We start from the raw sequence: 13,641 nt of genomic DNA, 5'->3' as shown, positions 1-13,641 counted from the left end.
CTCGCACTGGCTCCGATTTTTTGTCTAGCTTAGGTGGCTAACGGTTAGCGGAACTCTCCGCCCATACCGTAGTCTTCCAGCGGAATGGCCTGGAAGTCACCACCGATTTCGGTGTCCATGCCCGGGTAATCGAAGTCCGGGAATGCGGCTGCACCGGTAAACATGTTTGCCTTGGCGTCGTCGGTTGGCTCCACGGCAACATTGGTGTAGCGATCCAGGCCGGTACCGGCTGGGATGAGCTTACCGATGATGACGTTTTCCTTCAGACCCAACAGCGGATCAGCCTTGGCTTCCATGGCGGCTTGCGTCAGGACGCGAGTCGTCTCCTGGAAGGATGCGGCCGACAACCACGAGTCGGTGGCCAACGATGCCTTGGTGATACCCATGAGCTCGTCACGACCAACGGCTGGACGTTTGCCTTCGGCCACAGCGGCGCGGTTGGCTGCAATGAACTGCGCACGGTCTGTGAGTTCACCAGGCAGCAGGGTGGTCTCACCGGAGTCGATGATCGTCACGCGACGTAGCATCTGGCGGACAATGACTTCCACGTGCTTGTCGTGAATGCCAACACCCTGTGATTGGTAGACCTCTTGGACCTCGTCGACCAGGAACTTCTGGGCGGCACGCGGGCCAAGAACGCGAAGGACCTGCTTCGGATCGATCGCACCGGAGACCAGCTGGGTGCCGACCTCGACGTGCTGACCGTCTTCGACCAACAAGCGGGAACGGCGCAGGACCGGGTAGGCCATTTCTTCTGAGCCGTCATCTGGTGTCAGAACCAGACGGATCTGCTTATCGTCTTCTTCGATGGTCACACGACCGGCGAACTCGGAGATTGGCGCGACACCCTTCGGGGTACGAGCTTCAAAGAGTTCCTGAATACGTGGCAGACCCTGGGTAATATCGTCAGCTGATGCAACACCACCGGTGTGGAAGGTACGCATGGTCAGCTGGGTACCTGGTTCACCAATCGACTGTGCGGCGATAATGCCGACGGCCTCACCGATGTCAACGACCTTGCCGGTCGCCATGGAACGGCCGTAGCACTTGGCACAGGTTCCCACAGCTGAGTCACAGGTCAGCACCGAACGAATCCGGATCTCGGAGACGCCAGCGTCGCGCAGGATGTTCAGCTTGGTGCTGCCAATGTCCTCGCCGCCCTCGACGATAACGTTGCCGTCAGCATCTTTGGCGTCGGTTGCAAGCACACGGGAGTAGGCCGAGGTTTCGATATCATCGACCAAGACCAGCTCGCCGTTTTCGTTTGGCTCAGCGATAACGGTGTTCAGACCACGACGAGTGCCACAGTCTTCTTCGCGCACGATGACGTCCTGGGAGACGTCCACCAGACGACGGGTCAGGTACCCGGAGTTTGCGGTCTTCAACGCGGTATCGGCGAGACCCTTACGGGCGCCGTGGGTAGCGGAGAAGTATTCCAGAACCGACAGGCCCTCACGGTATGAGGACTTGATCGGGCGTGGGATAATCTCACCCTTCGGGTTAGCAACCAGACCACGGATACCGGCAATCTGACGGACCTGCAACCAGTTACCACGAGCACCGGAAGTAACCATCCGGTTGATGGCGTTCTGTTTGCCCATACCCTTCTGCATTGCGGCAGCGACTTCGTCGGTGGCGCTGTTCCAGGTATCGATCAGTTCGGCACGGCGCTCATCATCGGAGATGAGACCGGTGTCGTACTGGGTCTGTACTTTGGCTGCCTGATCTTCGTAGAACTCCATGATGGTGGCTTTATCGAAGTTCGAGGTGATGTCGGAGATCGCCACGGTGACACCCGACCAGGTGCCCCAGTAGAAACCAGCATCTTTGAGGTTGTCCAGTGCGCGTGCTGTTTCAACCATTGGGTAGCGTTCGGCTAGGTCGTTGACCAATTCGCCGAGGGTACCTTTGGTTGCAACCATTTCCACCCATGGGTAGTTGGCTGGGAGCAACTGGTTGAACAGGACCCGTCCGATCGTGGTTTTCAGGTTGACACGTTGGCCTTCTTCCCAACCTTCTGGTGCAGGCTGCACCGCAGAGGGGACAAAGTTGTCAACACCAATGGTCACGGTGGCATTGAGGTGTACCTGTCCGGCGTCCATGGCCATGATGGCTTCACCCAGTGACGAGTAGGCATTGCCTACCCCGACGACGTCGTCTTGGACGTCGGTCAGGTGGTTGAGTCCGATGACCATATCCTGCGATGGCACCGCAACGGCGCGACCATCGGATGGTTTCAGGATGTTGTTGGACGACAGCATCAGCAGGCGTGCTTCAGCTTGGGCTTCGGGGCTCAGCGGCAGGTGGACTGCCATCTGGTCACCATCGAAGTCCGCGTTGAACGCAGCACAGACCAGTGGGTGCAGCTGAATCGCTTTACCTTCAACCAGCTGTGGTTCGAACGCCTGGATACCCAGACGGTGCAGGGTTGGTGCGCGGTTGAGCAGTACCGGATGTTCGGTAATGACTTCTTCGAGCACGTCCCAGACCTGTGGGCGGGTACGTTCAACCATGCGCTTGGCCGACTTGATGTTTTGGGCGTGGTTGAGGTCAACCAGACGCTTCATCACAAACGGCTTGAACAGTTCCAGCGCCATTTGTTTAGGCAGACCGGCCTGGTGCAGTTCCAGCTGTGGACCGACTACGATGACCGAACGGCCCGAGTAGTCGACACGTTTACCCAGCAGGTTCTGACGGAAACGGCCCTGTTTACCCTTGAGCATGTCTGACAGCGATTTCAGCGGACGGTTACCCGGTCCGGTGACCGCACGGCCACGACGACCGTTATCAAACAGTGAGTCAACGGATTCCTGCAGCATGCGCTTTTCGTTATTCACGATGATCTCGGGTGCACCGAGTTCCAGCAGACGCTTCAGACGCGAGTTGCGGTTGATCACACGACGGTAGAGGTCGTTGAGGTCAGAGGTCGCAAACCGGCCACCGTCCAGCTGCACCATGGGGCGCAGTTCTGGTGGAATGATCGGAACAGCGTCCAGGACCATGCCTTCTGGCGAGTTGTCGGTCGTCAGGAAAGCGTTGACGACTTTCAACCGTTTCAGCGCGCGTGTCTTGCGCTGACCTTTACCGGTCTGGATGATTTCGCGCAGGTGCTCTGCTTCGCCCTGGAGGTCGAAGTTCTGCAGACGACGCTGAATGGATTCAGCACCCATCGAGCCTTCGAAGTACTCGCCGTACTTGTCTCGCATGGCGCGGAAGATTTGCTCGTCGCCCTCGAGGTCACCGACCTTGAGGTTTTTGAAACGCTCCCAGACGTCTTCCATCTGTGAGATTTCAGCTTCAGAGCGCTTGCGAACCTGACCCATGGTCTTTTCGGCCAGGGACTTGGCTTTTTCACGCTCGGCGGCTTTGGCACCGGATTTTTCCAGTTCGGCGAGTTCTTCTTCGAGTTCGCGCTGGATGGCTGCGATATCGGAGTCGAGTTGTTTTTTCAGGAAGTTGACTTCCTGGTCGTACTCGGCCTGCAGGTTTGGCAGATCAGCATGACGGGCTTCTTCGTCCACGTCGGTGATCATGTAGGCAGCGAAGTAGATGATCTTTTCCAGATCCTTCGGTGCCAGGTCCAGCAGGTAGCCAAGACGTGATGGCACGCCTTTGAAGTACCAGATGTGGGTAACTGGAGCAGCCAGTTCGATGTGGCCCATACGGTCACGACGAACCTTGGAACGAGTGACTTCTACGCCACAGCGTTCACAGATGATGCCTTTGTAGCGGACGCGCTTGTACTTACCGCAGTAGCATTCCCAGTCACGGGTTGGGCCGAAGATGCGTTCACAAAACAGGCCGTCTTTTTCTGGCTTGAGTGTTCGGTAGTTAATGGTTTCAGGTTTTTTGACCTCGCCATAGGACCATTCGCGGATTTGGTCTGCGGTGGCCAGTCCGATGCGCATGAGGCCGAATGAGTTTTCTGTGGACATAGTCCTTATGAACTCCTGGTTCTAAAAATGGATGAAAGACTGATTGGTGAGGAGAACTTAGACTTCTTCTACCGAGCTGGGTTCAGCGCGGGAGAGATCGATGCCAAGTTCTTCAGCAGCACGGAATGAATCTTCATCCGAGTCACGCATTTCGATGTTGCGACCGTCAGCGGAGAGTACTTCCACGTTCAGGCACAATGACTGCATTTCTTTGATCAGTACCTTGAAGGATTCTGGAACCCCAGGTTCAGGAATGTTTTCACCTTTGACGATCGCCTCGTAGACCTTCACACGGCCGTGGACGTCGTCCGATTTGTGCGTCAGCAGTTCCTGCAGGGTGTAAGCGGCACCGTATGCTTCCAGTGCCCACACTTCCATTTCACCAAAGCGCTGACCACCGAACTGTGCTTTACCACCCAGTGGCTGCTGGGTGATCATCGAGTACGGTCCGGTCGAACGAGCGTGGATCTTGTCGTCGACCAAGTGGTGCAGTTTCAGCATGTACATGTAACCAACCGAGATCTGTTCTGGGAATGGTTCCCCAGAGCGGCCGTCAAACAGCGTTGCTTTACCGCTGCTGTCCATCAGGCGTTCGCCGTCGCGGGTTGGGTTGACGTGATCCAACAGGCCGGTGACTTCTTCGGCTTCAGCACCGTCGAAGACCGGGGTGGCGACGTTGACCGGTCCGGTGTCACGCGGCAGATTTGGTAGTTTCTTCAGGAAGTCTGGTTCGCCTTCGACTTTCCAGCCGTTAGCGGCAGCCCAACCCAGGTGCAGTTCCATGACCTGGCCCAGGTTCATACGCCCTGGTACACCCAGTGGATTCAGGATCATATCGACTGGCGTACCGTCGGCCAAGAATGGCATGTCTTCGACGGGAAGGATCTTGGCGATAACGCCCTTGTTCCCGTGGCGGCCTGCCATCTTGTCGCCGTCTTGGATTTTACGCTTCTGCGCAACGTAGACGCGGACCAGCTGGTTGACACCTGCGGGTAGATCGTCGTCTTCGTCACGGTCAAAGATGCGCACACCAATAACGGTTCCGGATTCACCGTGGGGTACCTTCAATGAGGTGTCACGGACTTCCTTGGATTTCTCACCGAAGATCGCACGAAGCAGGCGTTCTTCTGGTGTCAGTTCGGTTTCACCCTTCGGGGTGACACGACCTACCAGAATGTCGCCGGATTCCACCTCTGCACCGATATGAATGATGCCGCGTTCGTCCAGCTGTGCCAGAACTTCGTCCGAGACGTTTGGAATGTCACGAGTGATTTCCTCGGCACCCAGTTTCGTATCGCGGGCGTCGACTTCGTATTCTTCGATGTGAATCGAGGTCAATACGTCATCGGAGACCATGCGCTGCGAGACGATGATGGCGTCTTCGAAGTTCAGACCTTCCCATGGCATGAACGCGACCAGCAGGTTCTTACCAAGCGCCAGTTCACCGTTATCGGTCGATGGGCCGTCAGCCAGCACCGAGCCGTATTCCACGCGGTCACCTTCGGAAACGCGGACTACCTGGTTGTAGGCGTTGCCCTGGTTGGAGCGAGAGAATTTCATGACCGGGTAGTGGCGGGTTGTGCCTTCGTCTTCCATTACGGTGACGAGATCAGCAGCAACTTCGGTCACCACACCGGGTTTCTGCGCGATGATCGAATCCCCTGCGTCGATGGCAATGGGTTTCTCCATGCCGGTACCAACCAGTGGTGCTTCGGATTCAATCAGTGGTACGGCCTGACGCTGCATGTTGGCACCCATCAGGGCGCGGTTGGCATCGTCGTGCTCAAGGAATGGGATCAGTGCGGTTGCAGCCGACACCATCTGACGTGGCGATACGTCCATGTAGTCAATATCGTCAGGCTCGGCGAGGATTGGTTCACCGTCACCACCGCGCTGGCGAGACATAACCAGCTCTTCGGCGAAGGTGCCATCGTCGTTGAGCACCGCGTTGGCCTGGGCGATCTGCACATGCAGTTCGTCATCAGCAGTGAGGTATTCAACCTGGTCGGTGACCTGGCCGTCTACGACTTTCCGATATGGGGTTTCGATGAAACCAAAGGCGTTGATGCGACCATAGGTTGCCATCGAACCGATCAGCCCAATGTTTGGACCTTCCGGGGTTTCAATGGGGCACATTCGGCCGTAGTGCGATGGGTGCACGTCACGGACTTCCATGCCGGCACGGTCACGTGACAAACCACCTGGGCCAAGCGCCGAGAGACGACGCTTGTGTGTCAGACCGGCCAGCGGGTTGCCCTGGTCCATGAACTGGGACAGCTGCGAGGTTCCGAAGAATTCGCGGATAGCGGCAACGACCGGGCGGATGTTGATCAGCGTTTGCGGCGTAATGGCCTCGACGTCCTGAGTGGTCATGCGTTCACGGACCACACGCTCCATACGCGACAGACCGGTACGGATCTGGTTTTCGATCAGTTCACCAACCGCGCGGATACGACGGTTTCCGAAGTGGTCAATATCGTCGACCTCGACCGGAACGTCGATCTCTTCGCCCTTGCGGGTGCCTTTGATCTTGGAGTCACCGTTGTGCAGCGCTGCAATGAAATGCACCATTTGGGTGACATCTTCTTCGGTGAGGACCAGCGAAGAAGGGTCACCAAGTGGGGCGTCGACGCCCAGCTTGCGGTTGAGCTTGTAACGCCCAACTTTGGCCAGATCGTAACGGCGCTCGGTGAAGTACAAGTTTGCCAACAGGTTCTGTGCGGAGTCGACAGAAACAGGCTCACCCGGACGCAGTTTGCGGTAAATATCTTTGAGTGCTTCTTCCTGGTCGGCAATGCCGTCTTTTTCCAGGGTGAGCATCATGGAGTCATACTGTCCGAACTCTTCACGAATGCGTGATTCGGTCCAGCCCAGAGCTTTGAGTAGGACGGTGACGGGCTGTTTACGACGTCGATCGAGTCGGACCGACACCTGGTCACGACGGTCGATTTCGAGTTCGAACCACGCACCACGCGATGGAATGATGCGAGCGGTATAGATGTCTTTGTCGGTTGTTTTATCCGGGCTGCGCTCAAAGTAAGCGCCGGGGGAACGAACCAGCTGGGAGACCACGACACGTTCCGTGCCGTTAATGATGAAGGTTCCCTCATCAGTCATCAGTGGGAAGTCACCCATGAAGACGGTCTGCTGCTTGATTTCGCCGGTGTTGTAGTTCATGAACTCGGCTTTGACATACAGCGGTGCGGCGTAAGAAGCGTCACGTTCCTTTGCTTCTTCGGCCACCATTTTCGGGTCAGAGAATTCCGGCTCGGAAAACGACAGGGACATGGTGCCCTGGTAATCTTCAATCGGTGAGATTTCGTCAAAAATTTCTGCCAGACCAGAAGTGGTAACTACCGAATCGTCGCCGATTTCTTGTGCGCGTTTGACCTGCGCTACCCAGCGCTCATTGCCCATCAGACGGTCAAAGGACTCCGTCTGTAGCGCAAGGAGATTGGGCACAGCGAGAGGCTCAGCAATCTTTGCAAAAGAAACCCGACCGGCTGAAGAGCCATGTCGATAGTTTGTAGCGGTTGTGTTATCAGAGGTGCTAGAAGCGACCAACAGCGATCCTTTCACAGACCTTCCAAAATTTTAGGTACACGTAGTGCCCAACTATCCAGCCAGATACGCCACGGGACGAAGACACGGGACCCACCGCTATATGAAGGTCTAACCGCTCTTGTGTATGATCCTGTGGAGATGGTGCCGCACAGCGCTAAACGCTGGGGACACCAAAACGACCTGGAGACAGGGTTACGCAAAGAATCAGCATAGCTTGACGCAACCCTATTTGTCCAGTAGGTTGTCATGCTTTCGCAAAGATCAGTCGATTATCGCTTATGATCTTCCCCACGGACTTGTTCTACAATATGGTCGATAAGTTCATCCAAAACCGCGATGCCATCGGTTACCCCGCCCAGAGAACCGGGGAGCGTCACCACAAACGTCGTATCGATCATGCCCGCGACCCCGCGAGACAGTGCGGCATGGGGGGTCGTACGCAAGCCGCGGAGCAAAATAGCCGTCATGACATGGGGTAGGTACTGGTCGATATACGGGCTGATGGCCTCTACGGTCTGATCCGTTGGCGAGATACCGGTCCCCCCACTGGTGATGAGCACGTCGGGCATCGGACCGTACTCTCCGGCGGTGAGGTGTTGGAGCGTATCAGCCAGGTCATGATCAGCCACGACCCACGCTTCGGGGGTGTCATAGCCCTTGTCGCGTAACCACTGCACCAATTTTGGCCCCGCATCGTCGTCATACACGCCTGCCGCCGCACGGGTCGAAGCGATCAACACTATCCCGGTCGCACCGGGGTGCTCACTTGTGGACGCGTGATGGTCGGTCGGGAGGGTGACGCTTCTGGGTAGCGGCCCCACAGGGGCGTCCAGCCTGGCGTCGGCAAAAAGATGGACGGTGACGGATTGCCCCGGTTTCACTCGAGCCATTGCTGGGATTTCTACCAGCGCGTTTGCTCCAACCGCTTGTGCCACCAGATGTGAACCAGCATCCCCCTGAAGTTGCGCTACCAGTTCGGAACCATGCATTCCGACGACGGCTCGCCGATATTGGGTCTTCCCTCGGATGCCCGTCGCCGAGTGATTGAGCCGGGCGGTCACCTTAAGGGGCTCATAACCGGATGCAAAAGCCTCCCAGAGCGCGGGGAGCACCAGCACGCGCATCGAAACCAACGTAGAAATAGGATTGCCCGGCACCGCGATGATCGGAGTCGTGCCATACAGCGCATATCCTTGGGGGCCACCCGGTTGTTGGTCGACTTTCCCAACCCAAGAATCTGGGAGCCGTTCGAACAGCTGCCGCACGACCTCATATTTGCCTTCTGAAATGCCGCCGGATGTCAGGATCAGGTCCGGTGCGTGCTCGCGGATGAGCGCATCCAGAACTTTCCGAAAGTCACGCAGGTCATCCGACGTCGCCGCCGTGGCGACGACGTTCATGCCGTGGGTTGCTGCTAGTGATTGGATTAACGGCGTGTTGGCATCAAAGATCTTGGCGGGCACCGGAGAACTCCCGGCCACGACCTCATCGCCACCGGCAATCACGGCGATTCGTGGACGGGCCCGAACCGGCAACTCGGTCAGCCCCTGGGATGCTGCAGCCGCGACCAACGCGGCATCAATCACGTCACCTTCCCGAGCCAAGAGGGTGCCGGCTTTCATATCACTACCGGTCTTGCGGATGAACGCCCCGACTTCAACCGCCGGAAGCGTGACGTACTCACCGGTCTGAACAAACTGCGGCGGGTGAGCGTGTTCTATCGGCACGATGGCCACCACGTCATCGGGAATCTGGGCGCCGGTCATAATAGGCACAGCGGTGTCATGGCCGTAGCCATTGACCCCGTATTGATAAACCTCTGCCGGATCGGTGCCGGCGGGGATATCTGGCCCGACTCGGAAACGACCGCCTGCTACATTGGCATACCCGATGCCGTACCCATCCATCTGCGAATTATCGAATCGGGGTGACGGGGTGGTGGCAATCAGATCGGTGGCTAGCCGCCACCCGACACTTTGATGAACCGGCAAACTGACCGCCGGCAATGGTCCGACCGTCTCAGCCAGCAATCGAGCTAAGGTTTGGAAATAGCGTGCAGTCGATAGGCTCACGATTGGGCTCCGGGGTCTTCAAGGGACCAATCACCCGATTTTCCACCCGTTTTTTCTAAGACTTTAATGTCGGTGATCGCTGCCCGAGGGTCGACCGCTTTGATCATGTCATACAGCGTCAAGGCTGCGGTGGACGCGGCCGATAAGGCTTCCATTTCGACGCCCGTGACCCCGGTAGTTTTGACTAAGGCCTCCACGCGAACCGTGCCGGCTCCAGTATCGGATTTGAAGTCCACGGTGATCTTGCCTAACGGGATGGGATGACATAGCGGAATCGTTTCCCAGGTCTTTTTCGCCGCCATGATGCCAGCGACCCGAGCCACCGGCAGCGCATCGCCTTTAGGCAGTCCCCCGGCCATGATCATTTCGATGACCTCGGAGCGTGTTACGACGACAGCCTGGGCTCGTGAAGTTCTCGAGGTGGTGGCTTTTTCAGTGACATCCACCATGTGGGCCGAACCGTCGGCACGCACGTGGCTGAGTTGGTCGTCCATAGTTCCCTTTCATCCACTATTGCCAAGGTCTAGACTAACTATAGAACGGAACCCTAAAATTTCGCCCCAACATTCCGCGCAACCAAGGTTGCGACGGCAAGGAGCACTCTTTGTCAGGTTTAATCGATCAATTCGGCCGTACCGCGACCGATCTTCGGATGTCACTCATCGATAAATGCAATCTGCGCTGTCGCTATTGCATGCCGGCCGAAGGTCTCGATTGGCTTCAAAAAGATCAGCTGCTCGCCGCGCACGAGGTCATTCGGTTGGCCGATATCGGGATCAGTCACTTGGGCATCGACAAAATTCGCTTCACCGGCGGGGAGCCCTTAGTACGTGCTGACTTAGTGGACATCCTTGCCGGTGTGCATGCAGCCCACCCAGATGTTGAGCTGTCGATGACGACCAATGGGATTAACCTGGAACGTAAAATCGATGATCTGGTGGCAGCAGGCCTCAGCCGCATCAATGTCTCGCTGGACACCGTTTGCCCTGAGACCTTTGCCAAGATCACTCGTCGCGACCGGCTGACCAAAGTCCTGTCTGGCTTACATTCCGCAAAAGCTGCCGGCTTGGAACCGATCAAGATTAACGCCGTACTGCTTCGTGGTATCAATGACCAGCAAGCCGCTGAACTTTTGACCTGGACGCTGGAACACGGCTACGCGCTGCGGTTTATTGAACAGATGCCGCTTGACGCGGACCATAAATGGAAACGCGACAACATGGTCACCGCCAAGGAAATCCGCGCCCAGATCTCCCAGGTTTACACGCTGACACCCCATGAGGAACCACGCGGTTCAGCCCCGGCAGAACTGTTTGATGTGCGCGACAAAACCACACACGAGATCCTCGGGACAGTGGGCATTATTGCGTCGGTGACCGAACCATTCTGTGCCGAATGTTCACGCACCCGTTTGACCGCCGACGCTAAGGTCCGGTCGTGCTTGTTCTCACACGAGGAGACCGACCTGATGGCACTGCTACGCAGTGGCGCATCCGATGAGGTCATCGCCGATGCGTGGCGCACCGCGATGTGGCACAAACCCAAGGCTCACGGTCAGACCAAGACCGGCTTGGGTATGCCTGGTTTCGTCCAGCCCGAGCGCAGCATGAGCGCTATCGGCGGGTAGGTATGACCGTCACTCCCCCCGTTGCAGGGCTGTTTGCGATTATCCTGGCCGGGGGTGCCTCCTCTAGGCTGCACGCCACGAGCCCCCACCCGGTCACGGATAAACCCCTGTTGGAGTTTGAGGGTGAACCTCTCATTACTCGAGTGCTTGCCGAGACGGCCCGAGCGGTTCTGGCGCAACACACAGTGGTGGTCGGGCCGTCATCACTGCCCACCGGTGATATCGCCACGGTGTCGGAAGATCCTCCTCGTGCCGGGCCGTACCTGGCCGTCAGGGCAGGACTGCAATATTTCACCGAAGAACTCGGGCCGGCTACCACTGGTCAAGGAGTCTTGCTCCTTGCGGCTGATATGCCGTGGATCGGACTAGGAATCAGCGCGTTAGCTGAGCATCATCAAAAGCACGGGCCAGATTCGAAGGTCGCTGTGGTCGAGTCCGCTGGACGAATTCAACCGCTTTTGTCGTACCTACCCCGTCCTTTAGGCGAGGAGTTATTTGCTGAACCGCTGCTCAACGCGGGTATTTGGCACGCCCTGCGCAAGACGCCCTACCGTGGCATTGAACTGCCTGCTCATGCCGGTGCGGATGTAGATACCTACCAAGATGCCCTCGAGTACGGGGTAACGTTCAACGACTAGAGGTATCAGGACTGCGATGGTTGTTCCATCTCGAGGTTCTGGAAGGAATCTGCAGGAAACTCTAAGACGTCCCCATTGAGGATGGGAGGATGCTCGTAAGCTAGAACCGCAGAGAGTCCCAAGCGAAATAATGTGCCGTGGCCTACCAAGATCACGTTCTGCGACGGGTGGTGACGCGCGATATGGCGAAAAGCCCCCAGCGCACGATGCTGGACTTCTTCATCAGATTCTTCAGCGCACATGAGCTCCATGCGAGTTTCTTCATCAAAATCCGCCAAGTGGATGCCTTCAGCCGGACCGAAATCGCGTTCAATGAGATTGTCGAGTGTCTGTACGCGTGCCATGCCTAGGATCTCAGCGACTCGTTGTGCGGTTTGGACAGACCGTATCAACGGTGAGGAGTAGATTGCATGCCATTGCCCCCTGCGCTGCAGGGTCTGGGCAGCTTTCGTGGCCTCAAAGTATCCCTCGGCGCTCAAGGGATTGTCGGTACGACCCTGGAGTAATCGCTTTCGACTCCACTCCGTGCGTCCGTGACGTACAAAAGCCCACTTCATTGTCGTTGTCCTTACTCAGGTTATTGATGTATTTAGGCTTACGGGTACGAAGCGACCGGTCTGTGAATACGAAAAATGTTCTTGGTAAACAGTAGGTGACAACTGCGTGATCCGACTTGAACTGCATTTTCGGTATTAAAACGCTTCACCCCGCTGCAATTGCAGCGGGGTGAAGTCGACGTCAGTTAAGAACTGATGCGTAACTGAAGCTTATTTTACGGTGACGGTCGCGCCAGCGCCTTCGAGTGCTTCCTTGGCAGCGTCTGCAGCAGCCTTGTCAACACCCTCGAGGACAGCCTTTGGAGCGGCATCAACGAGGTCTTTGGCGTCTTTCAGACCCAGGGAGGTCAGAGCGCGAACTTCTTTAATAACACCGATCTTGGCGTCACCAGGAGATTCGAGAACAACGTCGAATTCGGTCTGTTCTTCAGCAGCGGCGTCGTCGCCACCACCGGCTGGAGCAGCAGCCATTGCGACTGGTGCAGCAGCGGTTACGTCGAATTCTTCTTCAAATGCTTTGATGAATTCGGACAGTTCTAGCAGGGATAGCTCTTTGAAAGCATCCAACAGTTCTTCAGTGGACAGTTTTGCCATGATATTGGCTCCTTTGCGATAAAAGTCTTGGGTCTGGTTGTGTGGCACGTAATGTGCCAGCGGTTATGCAGCTTCGTCTTGCTTTTCGCGCAGCGCTTCTGCGAGGCGAACAGCTTTCTCGAGTGGGGCTTGGAATGTAGCGGCTGCCTTGGACAGGGAGCCCTTCATTGCGCCAGCCATCATCGATAGCAAAGTCTCGCGAGATTCGAGGTTTGCCAACTGGATAACTTGGGCTTCATCAAGTGGTTGGCCATCCATGTAGCCGCCCTTGATGACCAGTTTGTCGTGGTCCTTGGCGAAATCACGAATGACTTTAGCAACGTCTACAGTCTCACCTGAGACGAATGCGATTGCGGTAGGACCGGTGAGTTTGCCTTCTAGAGCTGTAACTCCGGCCTGTTCTGCCGCAATAGCAGTCAGCGTGTTCTTCGCCACGGCGTAAGTAGCGTTCTCACCCAGAGCACGACGCAGGTTCGTGATCTCTTCTACGGTGAGACCACGGTATTCTGTGAATACAGCTGAGGATGAGTTGCGGAACAGTTCCGCAAGCTCTTCCACGGCTGCAGTTTTTTCAGCATTCGCCATGGCACTCCTTCCTTCGTGGATATGCCGGTCACCCAAACACAAAAACGCCCCGTGCAGGTGCACAGGGCG

At 56.7% G+C, this 13,641-nt stretch carries 9 protein-coding genes; 2 read left to right on the top strand and 7 right to left on the bottom strand.

Annotated features, from left to right (window positions below; genetic code table 11):
• Window positions 1-44: 44 nt before the first annotated feature.
• The 4 genes from J2S62_RS03525 to moaC all read right to left on the bottom strand — a co-directional run bounded on the left by J2S62_RS03525 (window position 45) and on the right by moaC (window position 10,065).
• On the bottom strand, window positions 45-3,935 hold the full coding sequence (locus tag J2S62_RS03525; RefSeq protein WP_310171462.1) for a DNA-directed RNA polymerase subunit beta': 3,891 nt from the start codon (window positions 3,933-3,935) through the stop codon (window positions 45-47).
• Window positions 3,936-3,992: 57 nt separating this feature from the next.
• A complete protein-coding gene (gene rpoB, locus J2S62_RS03520; RefSeq protein WP_310171459.1) occupies window positions 3,993-7,499 on the bottom strand; it encodes a DNA-directed RNA polymerase subunit beta in 3,507 nt (1,168 codons plus the stop codon).
• Window positions 7,500-7,768: 269 nt separating this feature from the next.
• Window positions 7,769-9,571, bottom strand: a complete 1,803-nt coding sequence (locus J2S62_RS03515) for a molybdopterin-binding protein (protein ID WP_310171458.1) — start codon at window positions 9,569-9,571, stop codon at window positions 7,769-7,771.
• On the bottom strand, window positions 9,568-10,065 hold the full coding sequence (gene moaC, locus J2S62_RS03510; protein WP_310171457.1) for a cyclic pyranopterin monophosphate synthase MoaC: 498 nt from the start codon (window positions 10,063-10,065) through the stop codon (window positions 9,568-9,570). The genes J2S62_RS03515 and moaC overlap by 4 nt, the downstream gene beginning before the upstream one ends.
• A gap of 110 nt (window positions 10,066-10,175) precedes the next feature.
• Between moaC and moaA the strand changes: the two genes are divergently transcribed.
• Together moaA and mobA are read left to right on the top strand one after the other, a co-directional pair.
• Complete coding sequence (moaA, locus tag J2S62_RS03505) at window positions 10,176-11,198, top strand: GTP 3',8-cyclase MoaA (protein WP_310171455.1); 1,023 nt, start codon at window positions 10,176-10,178, stop codon at window positions 11,196-11,198.
• Window positions 11,199-11,200: 2 nt separating this feature from the next.
• On the top strand, window positions 11,201-11,836 hold the full coding sequence (gene mobA / locus J2S62_RS03500; protein ID WP_310171452.1) for a molybdenum cofactor guanylyltransferase: 636 nt from the start codon (window positions 11,201-11,203) through the stop codon (window positions 11,834-11,836).
• A gap of 5 nt (window positions 11,837-11,841) precedes the next feature.
• On the opposite strand, the gene J2S62_RS03495 is transcribed toward mobA, so the two are convergent.
• The 3 genes from J2S62_RS03495 to rplJ all read right to left on the bottom strand — a co-directional run bounded on the left by J2S62_RS03495 (window position 11,842) and on the right by rplJ (window position 13,572).
• Window positions 11,842-12,393: a histidine phosphatase family protein gene (locus tag J2S62_RS03495; RefSeq protein WP_310171451.1), complete on the bottom strand. Its 552-nt coding sequence runs from the start codon at window positions 12,391-12,393 to the stop codon at window positions 11,842-11,844.
• Window positions 12,394-12,603: 210 nt separating this feature from the next.
• A complete protein-coding gene (gene rplL, locus J2S62_RS03490) occupies window positions 12,604-12,987 on the bottom strand; it encodes a 50S ribosomal protein L7/L12 (protein WP_310171448.1) in 384 nt (127 codons plus the stop codon).
• Between the two features lie 63 nt (window positions 12,988-13,050).
• Complete coding sequence (gene rplJ, locus J2S62_RS03485; protein WP_310171446.1) at window positions 13,051-13,572, bottom strand: 50S ribosomal protein L10; 522 nt, start codon at window positions 13,570-13,572, stop codon at window positions 13,051-13,053.
• Between the last annotated feature and the right edge of the window lie 69 nt (window positions 13,573-13,641).

This window comes from Enteractinococcus fodinae, assembly GCF_031458395.1.
Taxonomy (GTDB): Bacteria; Actinomycetota; Actinomycetes; order Actinomycetales; family Micrococcaceae; genus Yaniella; species Yaniella fodinae.
This window is presented reverse-complemented; position numbering and strand designations above follow the sequence as displayed.

Bases quoted from the DNA above. Each gene is read 5' to 3' on its own strand.
- J2S62_RS03525 (WP_310171462.1), bottom strand. From the start codon at position 3,935: ATGTCCACAGAAAACTCATTCGGCCTCATGCGCATCGGACTGGCCACC.
- moaC (WP_310171457.1), bottom strand. From the start codon at position 10,065: ATGGACGACCAACTCAGCCACGTGCGTGCCGACGGTTCGGCCCACATG.
- mobA (WP_310171452.1), top strand. From the start codon at position 11,201: ATGACCGTCACTCCCCCCGTTGCAGGGCTGTTTGCGATTATCCTGGCC.
- J2S62_RS03495 (WP_310171451.1), bottom strand. From the start codon at position 12,393: ATGAAGTGGGCTTTTGTACGTCACGGACGCACGGAGTGGAGTCGAAAG.
- rplL (WP_310171448.1), bottom strand. From the start codon at position 12,987: ATGGCAAAACTGTCCACTGAAGAACTGTTGGATGCTTTCAAAGAGCTA.
- rplJ (WP_310171446.1), bottom strand. From the start codon at position 13,572: ATGGCGAATGCTGAAAAAACTGCAGCCGTGGAAGAGCTTGCGGAACTG.